Raw genomic sequence first — 20,817 nt, 5'->3', positions numbered from 1 at the left:
TCCCGCCGAGGGGATCAGTCCAGGGACAGGATGCGCTCGGCCTCCCGCAGCCCCGACAGCAACGCGCCGTGCACCGTGGCGCTGTGCTCGACGACGGTGGCCTCCCCCGCGAAGAACACGCGTTCCCCGATCGGGTCGCTCAACGCGATCCGGTCCTGGTCACCGGAGCCGACCGCGGTGAAGGAGAACCCTCCTCGCGCGAACGGGTCGTCCATCCAGTGCGTCAGGTAGTGGTCCACCGGGTCCGGCGCCTTCTTGAACATGCCCCGCAGCGACTCCATGGCGTGCTCGACCACCTCGGCGTCGTCCTTGCCGGCCAGGAAGCGCGCCGCGTTGCCGCCGTTGCGACAGACCAGGACCGGCACGCCGAACACGTTCTGTCCCGAGTACCAGTGGAACCAGGTTCCCTCCTCGGTCCCCAGGTGCACGATCACCTCGGCGTCGCCCCAGAAGACCTCGTCGAAGCGCAGGAACAGCTTCTCCAAGCGGCCGTTGCCCAGGCTCTCCAACGACTCGCGCTTGTCCTGGGGCAGTGGCGGCTCGAAGTCGACCTGGCCGGCCTGCAGGACCCCCAGCGGCAGGGTCACCAGGACGCGGTCGGCGGTGAGGGTCTCCTCTCCGCCGGGGGTGTCCACCCGGACCCGGACGCCGTCCTCGCCGTGGTCCACCGACGACACGACGTGCTCGAAGCGCACGTCCAACCCTCGGGCCAGGTGGTCGGTGAGTCGGCCCATCCCGTCGGGGAAGACGACGTCGTCACCGCTGAACTCGTGAGCGGCGGAGACCGCCGTGAAGGCGATCTCCTCGGCGTCGGCCCCGTGTTCGGCCTCGGCGATGCGGTGCACGATCTCCGCTGCGTCGCGGGCGCGCGCGCGGACCAGGTTGACGTCGTAGAGGGCGTGGTCGATGCCCTGCTCCATGGACTCCTCCCGGCCGGCGCCGACCGTGGTCCAGTACATGTGCTCGTGGAGGAGGTTGACGTCCTCCATGTTGCGCCGGTGTCGGTCGAAGAGGAGGCGGCGCCCCTTGGGGTCGTAGGCGGTCTCGGTGGCACGGTTGAAGGTCGCCGTACGCGCGCCGGCCTCCCGGACCAGGCGGGAGAGCGGATTGTTCTCCTCCCCCCGCATCCAGGAGGCGCCGACGTCCAGGGTCGCTCCGCCCCAGGTGCGCACGGAGTGGATCCGTCCGCCGGTGCGGGCACGGGCCTCCAGTACGGTGACCCGCTCCCCCTGTTCGGCGAGTCGGTCGGCGGCCGCCAGTCCGGACATGCCGGCCCCCAGGACGAGGGTGTGTCCGCGGCCGGGTTCGGCGTCACGACCACGCGGCTCGGGTTCGGCGTCGCGCCCGGCCGTCTCCTCGCCGGTGACCTCTTCTCGGGCGCTCTCCCCGTTCACGTCCTCGGTCATCGTGTTCCCCCTGCTCCTGTCGGCGGCCGACAGATGCGAGCCTAAGCTCACGTCCGGCTCCGACCTGGGAGGACACCCCGACAGGGCTCGGGTGGGCGATCGGTGAAGGGGTGACGGTGGCCGGCGCTCTCCACCGGCCACCGTTCGAGAGGTACCCCCTCCCCGAGGCGGCGGGCCTCAGGGAAGGACTGACCAGGAGGTGTCGTCCGTCCCCGACACCCCTCGTTCAGAAAACCTAGTGCGCAAGGCTTTCGGTTTCCTTTCGTCCCTCCGGTACCGGGCCCCGCACGAAAAGGGTGCGCCGGGCGCCCGAAGGCACCCGGCGCACGATGGCGCTCGCGATCACCTGGGGCCGGAGGGCGAAGTGCCGTCCTCGTCCTCACCCTCGATCTCGAACCGCTCCTTGCGAAGCTCGCCCTCGACGTGCTCCTCGCGGGTGACGTCGCGCTTTCGAACGTGGATCTCCTCCACCGGCACGTTCTGCTTGGAGACCACCGGACGCTCCTCGTAGAGCGTGAAGGTCTGCTCACCCTCCTCCAGGTCGCCTTCGTCGGTCACCTGGGAGGGGTCGGTGATCGGCCGGCGCTCCACCTCCAACTCGTCGTGGTGCACCGGGACGGTCTCGTCGAAGCGCTCGACGTCCACGTGTCGGCGCATCCGCGCCTGTCCGCTCTCTCGGCGTTCGACGCCGATTTCCACCTGCTCCTCGTGCCGGATCAGCGAGACGTCCTCGGCCTCGGGGTCGACCGGACCACCGAGGCGTTCGCCCGAACGGGCACGGCCGACCGTGTCACCCTCCTCGGTCCAGGAGTCGGTCTCCCGGCCCATGGCCTCGTCGGTCCCGTGGCGCCTCTCACCCATGGGCGGCGTCCCGGTCATGTCGTCGGTCTCTCCCCCGCTCTGTCGGGGCACACCACCGTGCTTGGCGAAGTAGTCGCGGACGATGGCCTCGTCCTCGGGCTCGACGTGACGGTCGGCCTCCACCTGCGGAGCGTCCTTGACCGTCGCCTTGTCGTAGGGGATCTGGATGTCCTCGGCCATCGGTCGGGCCCCCTGGAGCGGCACCAGGGTCTCCTTCATTCCGAAGAGTCCGGTGTGGACCGAGACCCAACTGGGTTCTCCCGTGCGGTCGTCCAGGAAGACCTGCTTGATCTTCCCGATGTTGTTGCCTTCGGGGTCGAGTACTTGGTGCCCGATGAGGTTCTCCGGTACAAGTTCGCTGGTCACTGCGCAACCCCTTCCTGGTTCGTGGGAGGCGGGGCTGTTCGCCTTCCGTTCGCCCTCGCCTCCTACCCACGCCGGACACCCCTACGAATGCTCCCACCAGGACTTATGCGAGATCCAACCGAATCCGTGCTCGCTATTGGCGCGGCCCGGGAATCATTGGCCCATTCCCGAGGCCCCCTTGACCCTTTCGGGACGAAGTGGACACGGACCGGCACCGAAAAGCGGTGATCTTGCTACCAGAAGCGAAAAAGGTGCCTTTTTCGCTTCTGGTAGCAAGATCACCGCAGGATGGCCGGCCTGGACGCCTGATGGGCACAAAGGAGCCCGCCCCGGGCAGAGGCCGGGGCGGGCGGTCATGGGAGGTCGGTCAGACCTTGCGCCACTGGGGCACCCAGGCGCCGTCCTCGACGACGTAGTCGCCGAACAGCGCGGGGGCCTCCTCCTTCAGTGTCTCACCGATGAGGTGGAAAAGCAGGCGAATCTCCTCTTCCGCACCGGGAGCGGTGCGGGCCTCCAGGGTGTGCCGCAGGGTGCGCACGTTGGCGGTCCACACCAGACCGGTGGCCACGCCCTCGGGGGCGAAGCGACGCATGAACGACGTCTTGTGCTTCTTCTCGGCGAACTTCACGCCCTCGTCGTCCAGACCGAAGTGTTCGGCCATCCAGAACTGGAACTCCTCCATCTGCTGGAGCATCGCCGTGGCGCGCTCCATCAGCTCCGGGTCCTCCTCGGCCCAGTCCGGGAACCAGAACGGCAGGTCGGTCAGGCGCACGAAGCGCAGCGACTCCTGGGAGACGGCGACGCCGGGGCGGTGACGGATGAGTTCGTGGGTGAGCACACGCGAGACGTTGTGCAGCACGAAGCTGAAGCTGATGTGTTCGAGCACCGAACCGTGCAGGCTGGCCAACAGGTTGCCCAGGTACTGGTCCTGGTCCTTGCGCACCCGGGTGACGTTGGGGTTGAGCCCCGGCTCCCAGGAGCGATAGCACAGTCGCCCGGCGAACTCGGCGAGGTTCTGGGAGTCGTTGAGGTGTGCATCGAGTTCACCCCGGTCGAACCGCTCGATCCACGCCTCTCCTCCGACCTCCTTGAGGTAGTCGGTGATGGCGTCGTAGTCCACCTGCGGACGTGCGACCAGGCGGACCTGGGGATCGACCTTCTTCACAGCACCCTCTCCTAGCAACTCCCCCGACCCATGGCACGCTTCGATCCCGTCACCCGGGGATCTGATCGGGGAACGGTACACGCGATGGGGTTGGGCCGATTCGGCCTCCCACGAGGGTACACGTCCGACCCGGGGGTAGGACCTGCCTCCCGTGCGAGGGTGTGGACACGGCCGAGGGATCGGGTGTCCGACCACGCTCGTGCGCGTGTCGGACACCCGATCCCTTGGCCGGTTTCATCGTGGAACAGTGCTCGCTGGAAGGGTTCGGTCGCTCGTTAGAGGCCGAGGACGAAACCGCCGGGCGAGAGGATCACTCCGACGACGATGAGAACGATGCCCCAGAGGAGCTGCCCGCGCAGGAGGCCCATCACGCCGGCGACGATGAGGATGATTCCGAGGATCAGCAGCAAAATACTCATACCAACCCCCTGTCCGGTAACAGTTTGATCAAACCAGCCCCACGGGGGTTGCATTTCACTTCTTCAAGTCGTCCCAGGTGAGAAGGCCCGCGTGGGACGAGATCCGTCCCACGCGAACGCCCGTGTCTCAACCGTTGAAGGCCTCAACCCGCCTCACGGGCGAGTTCCAGGGCGCGGGAGACGATGCCCTCGCCGACCGCCGCGGTGAGGATGGACTCGGGGTGGAACTGCACGGCGTACCAGCGCGCCGCACGGTCCTCGATCGCCATGACGACCGGGGGCTCCCCCTCCTCCCCGTCCAGAACGGCGGTCACCTCGAAGTGCTTCACCGCCTCGGGCACCGTGTAGGTCGAGTGGTAGCGGGCCGCCTGGAATCGGCCGTCCTCACCTTGGCCGGCCAACAGGTCCCCGCCCAAGACCTCGACCCGGCCGGGCTTGCCGTGCACGGGGGCGTCCAAGGTGCTCAGCTCACCGCCGGCGTGTTCGACCATGCCCTGCAGACCCAGGCACACACCGAACACGGGCAGTCCGCGGGTCGCCAGGGCGTCGAGCAGGTCGCTCATGGCGAAGTCCACGGGCAGACCGGGCCCGGGCGAGAGGACGACCAGGTCGGGGGCGAACCGGTCCAGCAGGGCGTGGTCGAACCCGTAGCGGACGGTGGTGACCTCGGCGCCGTGGCGGCGCACGTAGTCGGCCAGGGTGTTGACGAAGGAGTCCTCGTGGTCGACCAGCAGAACACGCATGCCGGCGCCCGGCAGCGGAGCGGGCTCGGGTTCCTCGACGACCGGCGACGGCTGCGATTCCCGGGCGTGCTGCTCCTCACCCTGGGCGAGGGTCTCCATCAGGGCGCGGGCCTTGAGGAAGGTCTCCTTTTCCTCGGCCTCGGGGTCGGAGTCGTACAGCAGGGTCGCGCCGACCCGCACCGCAGCCACCCCGTCACGGATGTGGGCGGTGCGCAGGGTGAGCCCGGTGTTCATCGAACCGTCGAAGTTGAGCACGCCGACGGCCCCGCCGTACCAGCGGCGAGGGCTGGTCTCGTGCTGTTCGATGAAGCGCATCGCCCAGGTCTTGGGCGCGCCGGTGACGGTGACCGCCCACATGTGGGTGAGGAAGGCGTCCAGTGCGTCGAACTCCTTGCGCAGGGTGCCCTCGATGTGGTCGACGGTGTGGATCAGGCGTGAGTACATCTCGATCTGCCGCCGGCCGATCACCTTGACGCTGCCCGGCTCGCACACCCGTGACTTGTCGTTGCGGTCCACGTCGGTGCACATGGTCAGCTCGGACTTCTCCTTGACCGAGGAGAGCAGTTCCTGGATGTTCTCGGCGTCACCCAGGGCGTCATCGCCGCGGCGGATGGTGCCGGAGATGGGGCAGGTCTCCACCCGCTGACCGGTTCCGGGTTCGCCGCTGACCCGTACGAACATCTCAGGGGAGGCGCCCACCAGGTATTCGCCCTCCCCCAGGTTGAAGAAGAACTCGTAGGGGGCGGGGTTGCGCTCGCGCAGGTTCTCGTAGAAGCGGGCCGGGGAGGAGCAGCGGGCGTAGGTCCGGTGTCCTGGCACCACCTCGAACAGGTCGCCGCGACGGAAGCGCTTCTTGGCCTCGGCCACGATCTCGGCGTAGGAGCCGGGTTCGGGCCCCGCGGGCACCTCGGTGGCCACCACCGGCGGGGTGGGTTCGGTGGTCCGGGGCAGGCCCTCGGTGGTGGCCTCGGGCCGATCGCCCTGGGCCGGGACGGTGAACTCGTAGGTGTAGCGCACGCAGGTCTCGCGCTTGCGGTCGCGGACCACGATGGCGTCGGGCAGGTGCAGGACCAGGTCGCGGTCGCCGGGGTCGCGGTCGATGTGCCGTTCGATGTGTTCGAACTGGAAGGCGAGGTCGTACCCGAAGGCGCCGTAGAGGCCGAGGTTGGTGTCCTCGGGGCTGCGCAGGGCGTCCAGGAGGGCGCGCACGGCGGTGAAGACGCTGGGCCGGCGGCTGCGTTCCTCCTCGGTGAAGAACTCCCCCGGGTCGGCTTCGGGCACGGTCACGGTGACCTGGTCGGGGCCGGCGGCCACGGCCTCGCCGGCGGTGCGCAGCGCCTGGTCCACGACGGGGAGCAGGACGCGGCCCCGCTCGTTGAGGGCGGTGGCGGTGACCCGTCGCCCTCGGGTGGCGACCTCCAGACAGGGGTCGACGTAGCCCAGGTGCCAGCGGTCGTAGCGGCCGGGGTACTCCATTCCCGAGGAGAGCACACCGCCTCGGCGGAACTCGACGGAGCTGACGAGTTCGGTGAGGATCTCGGGGTCGCACGGGGTGGCGCCGCGGTGGACCCTCACCCCGGCGGGGGTGCTGTAAGTGCTGTTCTGGGCGTCGCTGGGCTTCACGGCCGGTCCTTCGGGGCGCTCTACGGTCGGGTGGTCATCACCGGCCGGGGTCGCCTCGAAAGCAGAAAACGACCGCCGGTCCGGGCGGTCGCTGTTCGTTGAATGCGAACTGATCGGTGCGCCGCCTAGGTGCGGCGCCACCACTGTCCGTTGATCGGTTCGGTTCGCATGGGGCCGAGTGTAGCGGCTGTGACGAGCCGGTGGGACGGGGACACGAAAAAACCCTCGCCCGTGATGGGTGAGGGTGGCGTGCGCGAAGGGGTGGCCGAGGAGGGAGCGCCTCTGTTAGAGTTCTCTATCCATCCGCAAAAATAGAGCTATTCGCTAACTTCTCACCGCAAGGATAGCAGCTTGAACAAAGACCGTCAAGATGGTCCTTCCGTCACGGCGACGGAGGCCGCGGCGATCGCCACCGAGCAGGAACGCGTCACCACGATGTACGAGCGCCTGGACGTGCTGCGCGCCCGGGCCGGCGAGCGGTTGGCCGCCGTCCATCTCCAGGAGGACCGCTCCGGCTACGCCGCGATCGTGGAACGGGAGACGCGTGCCCAGGAACAGGCCCTGCGCGGCGCACAGCTGAACGCGGTGGAGGAGGGCCTGTGCTTCGGCCGGATCGACCTCGCCCACTCCGACGGGGACACCGAGGCCCGGTACGTGGGCCGGATCGGCCTGCGCGACGGCGAGTACGAGACCATCCTCGTGGACTGGCGCGCCCCGGCCGCCCGCCCCTTCTACGCCGCCACCCCGGGCGCGCCCGAGGGGATCACCCGCCGCCGCCACCTGCGGATCCGTCGCCGCACGGTGATCGGCCTGGACGACGAGGTGTTCGACCCCGACGGTCTCAGCGATGGCGACCGGCGGCAACTGGTCGGCGAGGCCGCGCTGTTGGCCTCGCTCGATCGCGGCCGGACCGGTCGGATGGGCGACATCGTCGCCACCATCCAGGCCGAACAGGACCGGGTCATCCGCTCCGCCCTGTCCGGGGTGTTGGTGGTCCAGGGCGGGCCGGGCACCGGCAAGACCGTGGCGGCCCTGCACCGAGCCGCCTACCTGCTCTACACCCACCGCGCGGTCCTGGAACGGCGCGGTGTGCTGGTGGTGGGCCCCAACCCGGCGTTCCTGCGCTACATCGGCGACGTGCTGCCCTCCCTGGGCGAGACCGACGTGGTGATGCGCACCGTGGGCGAACTCCTGCCCGGGGTGGAGGCCACCGCGCGCGAGGGCCACGACGTCGCCGCGATCAAGGGGTCCGTGGCCATGGCGGACTTCGTGCGCGCCGCGATCGACGACCGACGGCGCACCCCATCGCGGGCGTTCGGCGAGGAGGACCTGCGGGTGAGGACCGACGCCGGCGACCTCGTGGTCCCCGGGCCGGTGTGCGAGGGGGTCCTGACCACCGCCCGGGGCCTGCGGCTGTCGCACAACGTGGCCCGCAAGTACGTGGTCACCACCCTGCTCACCGAACTCGCCCGCGCCGAGGCCACCCTGCTGGGCCGCCCGGTGGTCGAGGAGGACCTGCCCTTCATCGGCGAACGCCTCTGGCACGAGGACCCCGTCCGGTGGGCGTTGGACGCCCTGTGGCCGGACCTGACCCCGGGGCGGCTGCTCGGTGAGTTGTTCGCCGACCACGAGGCCCTGGCCCGGGTGGCGACCGCGTCCAAGGTGCCCGATGCCACCACCCTGTACCGCCCTAACGGGTCCCCGTGGACGGTGGAGGACGTCCCCCTGCTGGACGAGGCCGCCGAGCTCCTGGGCCACGACGACAGCGCCGAACGCGCTCGCGATCGGCGGGAGGAGGCCGAGCGCGCCGAGGCCGAACGCTACGCCCAGGGGGTGCTGGAGTTCACCGGCCTGGCCGAACAGGAACTCTTGGGGCTGGACGCCGCGTCCCTGGCCGACCGTCACCGGGCTTCGGGGCCGGCGACGACCACCGCGGACCGGGCCGGGGCGGACCGGGCCTGGACCTACGGACACGTCATCGTCGACGAGGCCCAGGAGTTGTCGTCCATGGCCTGGCGGTCGATCATGCGCCGGGTCCCCACCCGTTCCCTGACGGTGGTGGGTGACGTGGCCCAGACCGGCAGCGCCGCGGGCACCTCCTCGTGGACCGCCGCGCTCGAACCGTACGCCCGCGACAAGGTGCACGTGGAGACGCTGCGGGTCAACTACCGAACGCCCGCGCCGATCATGGCGGTCGCCGCCGACGTGCTGCGCGTGGCCGCCCCGGACCAGGAGGTGCCCGAGTCGGTGCGCGAGGACGGGGACCCACCCCGGGCCGTGCGGCTCACCGAGGACCTGTCCGGGCTGCCCGCCCTGGTGGCCGAGGAGACCGAGGCGATCGTGGAGGGACGGGTCGCCGTCATCACCTCCGAGGCCTCCCTCGTGGAGGTGGCCGAGGCCCTGCCCGGAGCGGGCCGCCCCCAACGGCGTCGGGACGAGGAGGCGGCGCCCGTGGTGGTGCTGTCGGCCACCGAGTCCAAGGGGTTGGAGTTCGACTCGGTGATCGTGGTGCGCCCCGAGGAGGTGCTCCACGGGCCCCGCGGCGCCAACGACCTGTACGTGGCCGTCACCCGCGCCACCCGCCGGTTGACCGTGGCCCACGACCGAGAACTGCCGAGTCTCCTTTCCCGATTGCGCGACTGAGGTGATCCGAGCACGTGGTCGGGCTGGAATAGGCGATGTCCCATCCCGGCCACCAAAGGATTCCCCCGCTGAATTCCCCCCTTCACCCCTGATCGAACACGCGCCCCGCACGCACCCCCACCCGAAGAAGAACCGCTTCACCCACATGAGCACTCACCAGGACCATCGGCACCCGAAGGGCGGACGAAGAACACCATGAATCCACTCAAGTTCCCCAAAAAGGCAAACATACACATTTCGATTTTCGCCCCAGAGAATTACTCCGTTCGATGTCCGATCCCCCAATCCGCGCCCTATAATTCTGGTTCATTCCCGCGGAAGAAAACTTCTCTGGACGAAGGGAAGAATGGAAGCACCGAACCAGACCCTCCACGGCCATGACGCCTCCCCCACCCCGGAAGCACCGTCCTCCCCCTTTCCTCCCGTCGACACCGCTCCGCACCGTCGCAGTGAGGCCACCCGATTGCTCAGCGCGGGCACCTACCTCGACCCCGCGTTCCGGGACACCGTCATCACCGAGCTGGTCGAGCACCCCGAACGATTGGTTCCGCCCTCCCTGGGCTACGACGCCTCGACCGTCCTCGGACACGCCCTGCGGGCCCGGAACCTGGATCTGGGGAGCGCCGTCCTGATCCTGCTGATCTGGGTGACCGGCCTGACGATCATCACGCTGAGTCTCCCGGTCACGAACTGGAACCTGAGCCTGGACCCGGACCAGGCCGGGCCCGGCCTGGGCGGCGCCCTGCTGATCTCGCTGATGCTCTTCACCGTGGCGAGCCTGCTCTCCTTGGCCCGACGCTCCCCGTACGGACAGGGCCGGTCCGCCCTGGTGGTCGACGGCTCGGGCAATCCACCGACCGGACGATTCGCCAGGTTCCGCTTCGGGATCCTGCCCCTCTCCACCTGGTTCTTGATGGCCCTCTCGGCGTACGTGATCCTGTCGACCTTCGTCACGGAGAAGATCGTCGAGGGCCTGGTGGTCCTGTCCCTACCGGCGCTGCTGCTCCTGGTGGGGGCCTGGCACCGAAGCGCGATCTCCAGGATCTTGTGGACGGAGCTGTCCCGCGACCGGTTCACCGGGTTCCCCCCGGACACCTCCCATACGCCGTTCGCCTCCCGACGCGCGAGGATCCTGGCGGCGATCGAGACCGAGCAGTTCTCTCCCCTGGCCCTGTACAACGCGGACGAGCCGTTCCTGGGCGCCGGGGTGCCGCGCAAACCCTGGTCCCTGACCCTGGAACTGAGGCCGCGGCCCGGCCAGGCGACCGCCCCCGGGCGCCTGTCCGGCCGCCGGGTGCTCGACCTCATCATCCCCCGGCTGGCCGAACTCACCGAACGCACCACTCGCACCAGCCAGGACCGGCTCAACGAACTGGAACTGCGGGAGTGCGTCTTCCTGCCGAGCGACCTGCCCGAGGATCTGCGCCGCGCCACCCTGCCCTACCGGGCCACCGACGTGCACGCGCACCTGGCGGAGGCCACCGGGGAAGGCGCCGAACAGCGACGGCACTTCCTGCGCATCCGAGTGGGCGGCTGGCAGGAGGAGGTCGTCACCACCGTCTTCTTGCGCGTGCACACCCAGGGCGACCTCCTCGTGCTGGAGGTACTGCCCTACGTGCTGGCCCCACCGCGGTCGAGTTTCCACCAGGTGGACGACCTCACCGAACGTTCGATCCGGCTACGGATGTCGACTCTGGCGGCCGGCCCTGCGGTGACGGTCGCCACCCTGTTCTCCGGGTTCAACGCCCTGCGTTCCTGGACGCGCGAAGGGTGGCGTGCCACCTCCCACCTTCCCCTGGAGGGGCCCCGGGTCAGCATCCGGGAGGTGGGGGCGCGCGAGACCTGGTCGATGTTCCAGGAGATGGACATCAACCGCTACGTCACCACCATTCAGGACCGCATCACCTCCGGTACCCACCAGGCCCTCGCAGAGGCCGGCTACATGACCGACGAGTTCCAACAACAGGTGGTCAACGTCGGTGGCGGTGGCGTGTTCGTCGGTGGGTCCATGGCCGGATCGATCGCCACCGGAAGCGGAGCCCGGGCCAACACCGCCGACGCGCCCCCTCACACGGACCAGGAGTAGAGATGACCAGTACCAACGACGACAACGACCGGACCGGCTCGGGCTCGGTCTTCATCGGAGGGTCGGTGCGTGGTGGAGCGTTCTCCACCGGCACCGGAGGCGACGCCCGAACCTCGGTTCCGGTGGGGCGAGACGACGCGCGGCCTCGACCCGACCGGCGGGTCGCTCCCGCGCCGACCGGGGACCACTCCGCCGGTTCGGTGGTCATCGGCGGCGACGCCGAGGGCGTGTCCATCGCCACCGGTGAGAACAGTACGGCGCGAACCGACGTCACGCCCGACGACGAGCGGTTCCAGGAGCTCCTGGAGCAGATCCGGTTGTTGCGCGGGCAACTGCCCCTGCTCGCCGACACCTCCGAAGTGACCGTGGTCGACGCCGAACTGGCCGAGGCCGAGCTCGCGATCACCCAGAGCGGCAGCGCCGACCAAGGGCTGTTGCGCCGACTGTGGGAGCGGTTGGCCCCGGGGAACACGGCTCTGGGCGCCCTGGCCTCCGCGGTCACACTGGCGGACATGGCGCGACGTCTACTGACTTGAGGAAGGACCGATGTCGAAGAACCTGCGTTGGGACGCCGAACGGCAACGTTGGGTCTCCTTCCCAGAGCCCTCGGGTGGAGCAGTCTCCGTTCGGTCGGTGTCCGCCTATCCGGTCCGATCGTTCACGGTCCTTGGGTTCTTGATCGTCCTGATGCTGACCGCGATATTCGTCCTCCCCGACGACGATGACGAGGACGACAAGGACGAGCAGAGCGTCTCCGCCGGGACCTCCGAACCCGAGGAGAACCCCCCGCCCTCCCCTCCCGATGACGTGCCCACCCTGGGCGCGGACGAAGGCGCGGACGAAGGTGGGGGCGAGGAGGATCCCGCACCCGACGGCTACAGCGTTTGGGAGGACCATCAGGGTTTCCTCCTGCACGTGCCCGAGCGTTGGAGCCGTGAGGAGGAGCCGCCCGAGGATGGCGTCTTCAAGGTCTTCTTCACCCCGGACGCTCGACGTCACTTCATCCAGGTCAGGTCCTTCGGACCCGACGTCACCTCACCCGGGCGGGCGCTGGACCGGTTGGAGCACGAGGCGGGGTCCCGTCCCGAGTTCGATCGGGAGGACCAGGACACGGAAGAGGGCCAGGAGGTGGACGAGGTGCTCTCCTACCGCTACGAGCACGACGTGCATGGTCCCTTCCAGGTGTTCGCGCGCGCTCTCCTCGGTGAGGACGGCGAGGTGTACGCGATCCTGTCCGCCGGTCCCGAACCGGAGTACAACGGTGTCCACGGCCGTTTCGTGGGGAGCGCCTATTCCTTTCGTGCGGTCGGGGACGACCGGTTCTGATCACGACCCTGGTAGTGCCGTACCGATAGGTTCGAGCAGGGCCGCCATACCGGGGCAACGGAGGCCCGTGGGGTCAGGGATTCTTTCATTCACTCGTCAGCCGTTTCGGGGAGAAGCGAACTCATCCGGCCCGGGGCGGGGATCTCAGGCACCCTTGGGTCACGTTTCCCACCCAACGCGCGAAGGAGCGGAGCGACCCGTGCCCGTCGAACCACTCCCACTCCCCCGACCCGTCACCGGCGTGTTCGTCCGGCAGATCGTCCAGACCGCCTGTCCAGGTCATTTCGCCCTGGTGTGGCTGGACGCCGAACCACTTCCCGAGGATGTCCCGGCTCCCGGCTCCGTGGCGTTCGTCGACGACCTGCCCACCGAGTGCCACGAAGCCCGTCGGCGTACCGATGCCCCGATCCCCAGCGAATTCGTCACGGCGTTCGAGAACGGGTTCCGGGAGGGGTGGCGACTGCGCGGACGCGGAACGCCTCCGTACACCGTGCGCGTCCTGTTGCGTGACGCCGTCTGGCACGACGTCGACTCCAATCGGTGGGGTTTCGAGCAGGCGGGGCGGTGTGCCGCCGGTGAGGTTCTGGACTGTGTCCGCGAAGGGAGGGCGCCCCGACAGGCGGGACGCCCTCTCCATCCAGACCGTCCCATCCCGCCCATGCCGCGCCTTCGCGCCCGCTGAGTCCACCGGAAACCTTCAGCGCGCCGCAGGGGAACCGCAGCACTTCCCGTACTCGCGCCCCGAACCACGCCGGCAGGCCCGTCCGCCTTCCGATGGCCGGGCGCCGCGGACGGATCCGTCCGATTCACATTGTTCGAAATGCCCTTCCCATCGGGGATCCGAGCGTCGGAGGGCCCTCTTCGGCGTGCCCGGATGTGAGTAGGGGGTGGCGCGGAACAAAATTGTACGTACACTCTGTACGGACAATATGTGACCCGGCCCCGAGACTCGCCGCCCGAGGGGCCCTTTCGAACGGACACTCATGCGTGACGACCACGGGTCGGTGGTTCCCCTCTACCACTGGCTGAACAAGATCCCCGGCGGAACCATGCTGGTCCCGCTGGTGTTGGGATCGATCCTGGGCACCTTCGCCCCGGGCGCGCTCGACATCGGCAGCTTCACCACCGCGCTGTTCAAGGACAGCGCCATGCCGCTCATCGCCCTGCTGATCTTCGCGACCGGCACCCAGGTCACCCTCCGCACCAGTGGCCCCGTCCTGGCCACCACCGGTGTGGTCCTCTTGGGCAAGAGCGTCGTGCCCGGCCTGCTCATCATCGCCCTGGCCATGGCCACCGGCCCCGAGGGGATCCTCGGTGTGTCGATCCTGGCGATGATCGCCGCCGCCACCAACGCCAACGGCGGCCTGTGGCTGGCCATCACCGGCCAGTACGGGCGCACCAAGGACCGCGGCGCCTACATCGCCGGCGCGGTCAACGACGGCCCGTTCTTCGCGCTGCTGTTCATCGGCGCCTCCGGGCTCGGTCAGATCCCCTTCATGACCCTGCTCGCCGCGATCCTGCCGTTCCTGCTGGGCGTGGTGATCGGCAACGTGGACGCCAAGTGGCGCGAGGTGCTCAAGCCCGTGCCCGGCATTGTCATCCCGTTCTTCGCCTTCGCCCTGGGCACCGGTATCGACCTGGGCGACGTCGTCCGCGGCGGTCTCGGCGGCATCGTCATGGGCGTGGTGATCGTCCTGTTCACCGGCGGACTGGTCTACCTGGGGTACCGCTTCCTGCTGCGTCGCGGTGGTGAGTCCGGCGTCGGGTTCGCCGCCGGGACCACCTCGGGCAACGCCGTGGCCACCCCGGCCATCGTCGCCGCCGCCGACCCGTCCTTCGCCGCCTACGTCGGCACCGCCACCTCCCAGGTCGCCGCGAGCGTGCTGGTGACCGCCCTGCTCGCGCCGCTGGTCACCACCTGGGCACTGCGCCGCGCCGGCGCCCGGCCCGCCGAGGCCGAGCGGGCCGAACAGGCCGCACTCGACGGGGCCGAGAGTCCCACGGACACCGTCACGAAGGGGGACCGGTCATGAGCGCCACCGCTCACGACGCGTCATCCGCGCCGCACATCGCCGTGGTCGCCGACGACCTCACCGGCGCGGGCGACACCGCCGTGCAGTTCGTGCGCGCCGGTTGGCGCACCGAACTCCAGTTGGCCGCGGCCCACGCCACCGCCGACGTCGTCGCCGTGACCACCGACTCCCGGGCCCTGCCCGACGAGCAGGCGGCGGCGACGGCCTCCGCCGAGGTTCGTCGACTGCGCGAGGCCGGTACGAGGCTGCTCTACAAGAAGGTCGACTCCACGCTGCGCGGCCCCATCCGGGCCGAGATCGACGGCGTCCTGGCGGCCTGGCACCCGGGTTCGGTCGCGGTGGTCTGCACGGCGTTCCCCGCCAACGGTCGTATCGTCCGTGACGGGGTCCTGTTGGTGGACGGTGTGGAGGTGCACCGCACCGCCGTGGGCACCGACCCCGTCTCCCCGGTGACCGAGAGCCGCGTCGCCGAACTGTTGGGTGCTCGGCACGTGCGCCTGACCGGGACCGACCCCGAGCAGGACGCCGAACGGCTGCGCGCCGCCGGACCGGTCGCGGTGGTCGACGCCGAAAGCGACGAGGACCTCGCCCGGATCGCCGCGGCCATCACGCTCCTGGGCGACCGGGTCGTCCCGGTCGGTTCGGCCGGTCTGGCGACACGGCTCGCCGAGTCCTGGCGTCCGGTCCGCGAGCCCGCACCCGCACTGGTGGTGGTCACCTCGCTGCACCAGGCCGCACGCGGTCAGGTGCACGAGTTGGTCGTGGACGAGTGGACCCGGGTGGAGCAGCCCACGACCACAGACCTGGGCGACGACCAGGCGTGGCGGGCCTGGTCCGACAAGGTCGTGGCCGGGTTCGATCCCGCCTGCCCGCACACCGCGCTGGTCGCGCCCGACGACCGTGACGGTGGTCTGTCCCCCGCTCTGGTGGCCCGCCGGTTCGGCGAGCTGGCGGCGCGCGTGGCCGAGCGGCACCCACTGTCCGGTTTCGTCGTCACAGGAGGCGACGGCGCCCGAGCCCTCACCGAGGCGCTGCGGGCACGTTCCATCACCCTGACCGGAGAGGTCGCCCCCGGTATCCCGCTGGGCACCCTCACCGGAGGCCCTCACGAGGGGCACTCCATCGTCACCAAGGCCGGGGGCTTCGGTAGTCCCAACGCCCTCATCGAGGCCGCCGACGCGGTCCGCCACACGAAAGGCACCCACGCATGAGCCACCGCCCCACCCTCGCGGTCACCCTCGGCGACGTCGCCGGAATCGGTCCGGAGATCACCGCCAAGGCACTCCTGCACCACCCGGAGGTCCGCGAGTACTCCCGACCGGTGGTCGTCGGTGACGTCGACGCGCTGCGCAACGCCGTCACCGCGGTGGGCGGCGACCCCTTGGCGGTCAACCCGGTCGAGTCTCCCGCCGACGCGGCCGACGACCCCTCGGTGATCGACATCGTGCAGACCGGCCCCTCCCTGGGCCACGTCCCGACCGGTGAGCTGAGCGCCGAGGCCGGCGACGGGGCCGCCCGGTTCGTGATCGAGGCGGTCGACCTGGCCAAGCGCGGCCTGGTCGAGGGCATCGTCACCCCGCCGTTGAACAAGGCCGCCATGCACCTGGGCGGGCACGACTGGCCGGGTCACACCGAACTGCTCGCCCACGAGTTCGGGGTGCGCGACTACAGCCTCGTGCTGTCCGCCGGGGAGCTGTCCTTCTTCCACCTGACCACGCACGTGTCGCTGCGACGGGCCATCGAGGACGTCACCCCGGAGCGCACCCTTGAGGTGCTGCGGCTGATGAACGCCTTCGCCCGCGCGCAGGGCTCCCCGGACGAACCCATCGGCGTGGCCGGACTCAACCCGCACGCGGGCGAGAACCGGCTGTTCGGCGACGAGGACGCCGACGTCCTCGCGCCGGCGATCGAGCTCGCCCGCGCCGAGGGCATCAACGCGCACGGACCGATCCCCGCCGACGCCCTCATCCCGGCGGCGGTTCGCGGAAACTGGAAGCTGGTGGCGGTCTGCTACCACGACCAGGGACACGCGCCGTTCAAGGCGGTCTACGGCGACGACGGGGTCAACATCACCGCGGGGCTGCCCGTGGTGCGGGTGTCGGTGGACCACGGCACCGCCTTCGACATCGCCGGGCGGGGGATCGCCCGTGAGGCGAGCCTGGTGTTGGCGCTGCGTCGGGCCGCCGAACTCGCCCCGGGCTGGGGCCACGTCTGGCGGGCCACGCGCTCCGAGGCCTGACCCCGGGGCCGCACCGCGCTCCGCGTCCCGTCGCAGAGGCCACCCGTTCAGCGAGCTGGTGGCCTCTGCGCACTGCCTAGAATGGCCGTCATGCCTGTCGACCGCTCCGACCCGCGCCCACTGCACTCCCAGGTGTCGGACGTGCTGCGCGCGCAGATCCAGGACCATACGATCGCCCCCGGGGAGACCCTGCCCAGCGAGGCCGCCCTGCGCGAACGCTTCGGTGTCTCGCGCAGCGTCGTGCGTCAGGCGCTGTCGACCCTGGAGGACGAGGGTGTGGTCCGTCGCCCGCACGGTCGGGCGGCGGTCGCCGCGGTACGCGCCGAACACCACCGTCTCGTGCAGCGGGTGACCGGCCTGTTCGACCAGTTCTCCGCCGAGGGGCTCGCCCTCTCCACGAAGGTGGTCTCCCTCGACCCGGTGCGTTCGGGGGTGCCCTCGGCCGAGGAACACTTGGGCACGCGTTCCCTGCTCCGCCTGGAGCGGGTGCGTTCGGTGGACGGGGACCCCCTGTCCTACGTGCGCACCTGGCTGCCCGCGGACCGGTTCGCCGGGCTGGACGCCGAGATGCTCACCGACTCCTCGCTGCACCGGCTCATGGAGTCGCACTTCGGCGTGGTGCCCTCCGGTGGCCGACGCCAGATCCGGGCGGTCCCGGCCGACCCGGGGATCGCCCGGGAACTCGGTGTGGCCGAGAACTCCCCGCTGCTGCTCCTGGAGGGCGGTACCTTCGACCGGTCCGGTACCCCGCTGGAGTGGTTCGAGAGTTGGCACCGGTCGGACCGGGTGGTCTTCGACATCGAGGCCGCAGGGTCCACCGAACAGGTGAACATCGCGCCGGGGCCGTCCCTGACCCGCCCCGACCGGGGCCGTGCCCAGACCCTGGACACGGGCACGGACACGGACACGGGGTTGGAGCGAGCGCTGTCCCTCGTCGACGAACTGCGATCCGAACTGGACCGCCTGCGCGACTGAGAGCACGAAGTGCACCCGTGCACGTGCTCCTTTGCTCTCGCCCCCGTGAGGAGACGGGAGGAGGTGCGCCACGAGAGCCTGGCGTTCGCCATTCGGTCTTCTCGCACCAGGGTTTTGTGAACCCGCCGCCAAAAGAAATCCGGCACCGAATTCACCTGCGACGATATCGCAGGAACCGTCCGTGATCGGCGGGCCCTGTGCCCCAAGCCCCGTACGAGCTCGTTGCCAGATAGGGCCACCAGGACTGTGGTCCCCGCGGAGCGTTCACTCCACGGGGACCACAGCGTCCACCCCCGGTCAGGCGTGGGTGGGGAACCGGTCCCAGACCCGGTGCCGTCCGAGCAGGTCGACGACCTCTCGCAGGATGGTCCCGCCCTGGTCCCCAACGACCACACCGAGCGACTCCACGGGAACCCCCGCCGCGTCGAGCGCCGGCCGGGCCACGGTCAGGGCGCCCAGCGCCTTGGCGTGCCGGTAGGCCTCGTTGAGCATGAGCGACACCCGCGGATCGACGGCGGTGTCGGCGCCTCCGGTCCACGCCTTGCCGTCACGGGACGGGTTGGCGTCGTCCCCCGCGGCGGGGAGCCCCGCCACGATCAACGCGTCGAACTCGATGGACCGGGCGGTGGCGAAGCTGCGCTGCACGGTGATCGGGTCATCGCCCGAGGCGCCGAGCGTCCCACCGGTGGGGCCGACCACGAGCGGCACCATGCCACCGTCGAAGATCTCGTCCCTGAGTGCGCGGACCACGTCCAGGTCCGATCCATCGTCGGCGATGACGCCGATCACCCGCCCCTTGGTCGGCCACGTGCCGCCCAGCTGTGAGAGCGCGGGACTGGGCGCGGGCGATTCGAGTTCCCGGGTGGCCTTGGGCGCCGGGAGTCCGAGTCCGCCCGCCACCTGCTCGCACAGGTAGGGGTCGACCTCGGCGAGCGCGCGTAGGGTGCGTTCCTTGATCGCGTCCTCGTAGCACTTGCCGAGTTCGAAGGTGAACGCGGAGATGGTGTGCTCGCGCTCGACCGACGACAGGCTCAACCAGAAGAGGCGAGGCTGGCTGAAGTGGTCGGCGAACGATTCCGGCGCCTCTCGGACCCGCCGGGAGGCCTCCACCCGGGCGGGGACCTCGACGTACCCGCCCTCTTCGGCGCCGGCGAAGAAGGGGCAGCCGCCGTCCAGGCTGTTGGGCTTGTACGGAGCGACCCCCTCGTGCACCGCCGTCTGGTGCATGCCATCGCGCAGCATGTCGTTGACGGGCGCGTGCGTACGGTTGATCGGCACCTGCGCGAAGTTGGGCCCGCCCAGTCGGGTGAGCTGGGTGTCCAGGTAGGAGAACAGGCGCCCGGCCAGCAGCGGGTCGTCGGTGACGTCGATGCCGGGCACCAGGTGGCCCGGGTGGAAGGCGACCTGCTCGGTCTCGGCGAAGTAGTTGGACGGGTTGGCGTTCAGCGTGAGCAGGCCGATCGGCTGGACCGGCGCCAGCTCCTCGGGAACGATCTTGGTCGGGTCCAGCAGGTCGATGCCCTCGAAGGTCTGGTCGGGCGTGTCCGGGAAGGTCTGGATGCCCAGCTCCCACTCCGGGTAGGCGCCCGCCTCGATCGCGTCGGCCAGGTCCCTGCGGTGGAAGTCGGGGTCGGCGCCGGCGACGAGCTGTGCCTCCTCCCAGACCAGGGAGTGCACACCCGCCTTGGGCTTCCAGTGGAACTTGACCAGGGTGGTCTCGCCACCGTCGTTGACCAACCGCCACGTGTGGACGCCGAAGCCCTCCATGGTCCGGTACGAGCGCGGGATGCCGCGGTCGGCCATGAACCAGATGGTGTGGTGCAGCGCCTCGGTGTGCAGGGACAGGAAGTCCCAAAAGCTGTCGTGCGCGCTCTGGGCCTGGGGGATCTCCCGGTCCGGGTGCGGCTTGACCGAGTGGACGACGTCGGGGAACTTGATGGCGTCCTGGATGAAGAACACCGGGATGTTGTTGCCGACCAGGTCGTAGACGCCCTCGGAGGTGTAGAACTTGGTGGCGAAGCCGCGGGTGTCGCGTGCGGTGTCCATCGACCCCCGGGAGCCGGCCACCGTGGAGAACCGCGTGAACGTCGGCGTCTCCACGTCCTTGCGCAGGAAGGCGGCCTTGGTGACGCTTTCGGCCGTGCCGTACCCCTTGAACACACCGTGGGCGCCCGCTCCACGGGCGTGCACCACGCGTTCGGGGATGCGCTCGTGGTCGAAGTGCATGATCTTCTCCCGCAGGTGGTGGTCCTGCAGGAGCACCGGACCGCGGGGGCCCGCCTTGAGCGAGTGGTCGGAGTCGGGCAGCCGTGTGCCCTGGGCATTGGTCAGGTAGGCGCTCTCCTGGGAGCGCGAGTCGGCCAGACCCTCCACCGGGCGGCCCGTCGCCGTGTACGAGGCCGGCTTGTCCTGGTCGGGTTTGGGCGGCAGGGGCGCCCGCGGTTCGGTCGGCTCCTCCAGGGGCGGAGGCTGCTCGGTCGGGCGGCCGGGGATGTCCGCGGCGGGGTCCTTCTCCTCCGAGACCGCCTCCGAGATCCTGTCGACCGCCGCCTTGATCGGGTTGGTTTCCTTGGCCATGGCTCTCCCTCACGCGTACGGGTTGCCGACGCGCGTCGATATGACACACGGCTACAGCCCATGACTTTCGGTTGCGTCGCACACGCTCCGCTACCCGATGGTGAGTCGGCTGACGCATGAGCCCCACGAATCACGCGAACCTATACCCGGGTTTTGCCCGGGTCGACGGCCGCGAGGCCGGCCCCTGGACCAGGTCACCCCCGTCCGACGGGACGCTCCGCTCACCGGCACCGGCCCGCTTGCGCCCATGGCGGCGGGGTCGACCGGTCAGCGCGCGGAAGGGGATCCGCAGCACTTCTTGTACTTGCGGCCCGAACCGCACCAGCAGGGCCGATTGCGCTCAGGTGGCCAGGCG

The 20,817-nt window shown here is 69.9% G+C and carries 16 protein-coding genes; 9 read left to right on the top strand and 7 right to left on the bottom strand.

Annotation, left to right across the window (positions count from 1 at the left end; genetic code table 11):
- Window positions 1-14: 14 nt before the first annotated feature.
- The 5 genes from ABZ717_RS18005 to ABZ717_RS17985 form a co-directional block, all read right to left on the bottom strand.
- Window positions 15-1,406, bottom strand: coding sequence for an NAD(P)/FAD-dependent oxidoreductase (locus ABZ717_RS18005; RefSeq protein ID WP_358511599.1), 1,392 nt, complete (start codon window positions 1,404-1,406; stop codon window positions 15-17).
- Window positions 1,407-1,748: 342 nt separating this feature from the next.
- Window positions 1,749-2,633 (bottom strand): PRC and DUF2382 domain-containing protein, encoded by an 885-nt coding sequence (locus ABZ717_RS18000; RefSeq protein WP_358511596.1) that lies wholly within the window; start codon window positions 2,631-2,633, stop codon window positions 1,749-1,751.
- Window positions 2,634-3,000: 367 nt separating this feature from the next.
- On the bottom strand, window positions 3,001-3,798 hold the full coding sequence (gene thyX, locus ABZ717_RS17995; RefSeq protein ID WP_358511593.1) for an FAD-dependent thymidylate synthase: 798 nt from the start codon (window positions 3,796-3,798) through the stop codon (window positions 3,001-3,003).
- Between the two features lie 275 nt (window positions 3,799-4,073).
- Window positions 4,074-4,217: a GPGG-motif small membrane protein gene (locus ABZ717_RS17990; protein ID WP_200816126.1), complete on the bottom strand. Its 144-nt coding sequence runs from the start codon at window positions 4,215-4,217 to the stop codon at window positions 4,074-4,076.
- 143 nt (window positions 4,218-4,360) lie between these two features.
- Window positions 4,361-6,583: an anthranilate synthase component I gene (locus ABZ717_RS17985; RefSeq protein WP_358511589.1), complete on the bottom strand. Its 2,223-nt coding sequence runs from the start codon at window positions 6,581-6,583 to the stop codon at window positions 4,361-4,363.
- Window positions 6,584-6,934: 351 nt separating this feature from the next.
- On the opposite strand from ABZ717_RS17985, the gene ABZ717_RS17980 reads away from it, so the two are divergent.
- The 9 genes from ABZ717_RS17980 (at window position 6,935) to ABZ717_RS17940 (ending at window position 17,885) form a co-directional block, all read left to right on the top strand.
- Window positions 6,935-9,226 (top strand): ATP-binding domain-containing protein, encoded by a 2,292-nt coding sequence (locus tag ABZ717_RS17980; protein WP_358511586.1) that lies wholly within the window; start codon window positions 6,935-6,937, stop codon window positions 9,224-9,226.
- Window positions 9,227-9,572: 346 nt separating this feature from the next.
- A complete protein-coding gene (locus ABZ717_RS17975) occupies window positions 9,573-11,312 on the top strand; it encodes a hypothetical protein (protein ID WP_358511583.1) in 1,740 nt (579 codons plus the stop codon).
- A 2-nt stretch (window positions 11,313-11,314) separates the two neighbouring features.
- Entirely contained in the window at window positions 11,315-11,848 is a 534-nt protein-coding gene (locus ABZ717_RS17970; RefSeq protein WP_358511580.1) for a hypothetical protein, read from the top strand.
- Between the two features lie 10 nt (window positions 11,849-11,858).
- The gene (locus tag ABZ717_RS17965) at window positions 11,859-12,638 is read left to right on the top strand and encodes a hypothetical protein (protein ID WP_358511577.1); all 780 of its coding nucleotides are present in this window, start codon (window positions 11,859-11,861) and stop codon (window positions 12,636-12,638) included.
- A 199-nt stretch (window positions 12,639-12,837) separates the two neighbouring features.
- Window positions 12,838-13,320 (top strand): hypothetical protein, encoded by a 483-nt coding sequence (locus ABZ717_RS17960; protein ID WP_358511574.1) that lies wholly within the window; start codon window positions 12,838-12,840, stop codon window positions 13,318-13,320.
- Between the two features lie 301 nt (window positions 13,321-13,621).
- A complete protein-coding gene (locus tag ABZ717_RS17955; protein WP_358511571.1) occupies window positions 13,622-14,671 on the top strand; it encodes a 2-keto-3-deoxygluconate permease in 1,050 nt (349 codons plus the stop codon).
- On the top strand, window positions 14,668-15,882 hold the full coding sequence (locus tag ABZ717_RS17950; protein WP_358511568.1) for a four-carbon acid sugar kinase family protein: 1,215 nt from the start codon (window positions 14,668-14,670) through the stop codon (window positions 15,880-15,882). The genes ABZ717_RS17955 and ABZ717_RS17950 overlap by 4 nt, the downstream gene beginning before the upstream one ends.
- Window positions 15,879-16,910: a 4-hydroxythreonine-4-phosphate dehydrogenase PdxA gene (pdxA, locus tag ABZ717_RS17945; protein WP_358511565.1), complete on the top strand. Its 1,032-nt coding sequence runs from the start codon at window positions 15,879-15,881 to the stop codon at window positions 16,908-16,910. Before ABZ717_RS17950 ends, pdxA begins: the two co-directional genes overlap by 4 nt.
- An 81-nt stretch (window positions 16,911-16,991) precedes the next feature.
- Window positions 16,992-17,885 (top strand): GntR family transcriptional regulator, encoded by an 894-nt coding sequence (locus ABZ717_RS17940; RefSeq protein WP_358511562.1) that lies wholly within the window; start codon window positions 16,992-16,994, stop codon window positions 17,883-17,885.
- A gap of 297 nt (window positions 17,886-18,182) precedes the next feature.
- Here ABZ717_RS17940 and ABZ717_RS17935 read toward each other — a convergent pair whose 3' ends face one another.
- Both ABZ717_RS17935 and ABZ717_RS17930 read right to left on the bottom strand, forming a co-directional pair.
- Window positions 18,183-20,462, bottom strand: coding sequence for a catalase (locus ABZ717_RS17935; protein WP_358511559.1), 2,280 nt, complete (start codon window positions 20,460-20,462; stop codon window positions 18,183-18,185).
- A 267-nt stretch (window positions 20,463-20,729) separates the two neighbouring features.
- The coding region (locus ABZ717_RS17930) for an SEC-C metal-binding domain-containing protein (protein WP_358511698.1) at window positions 20,730-20,817 on the bottom strand (88 nt) is incomplete at its 5' end.

The sequence above is a fragment of the Nocardiopsis sp. NPDC006832 genome (genome assembly GCF_040635885.1).
Classification (GTDB): domain Bacteria; phylum Actinomycetota; class Actinomycetes; order Streptosporangiales; family Streptosporangiaceae; genus Nocardiopsis.
This window is presented reverse-complemented; position numbering and strand designations above follow the sequence as displayed.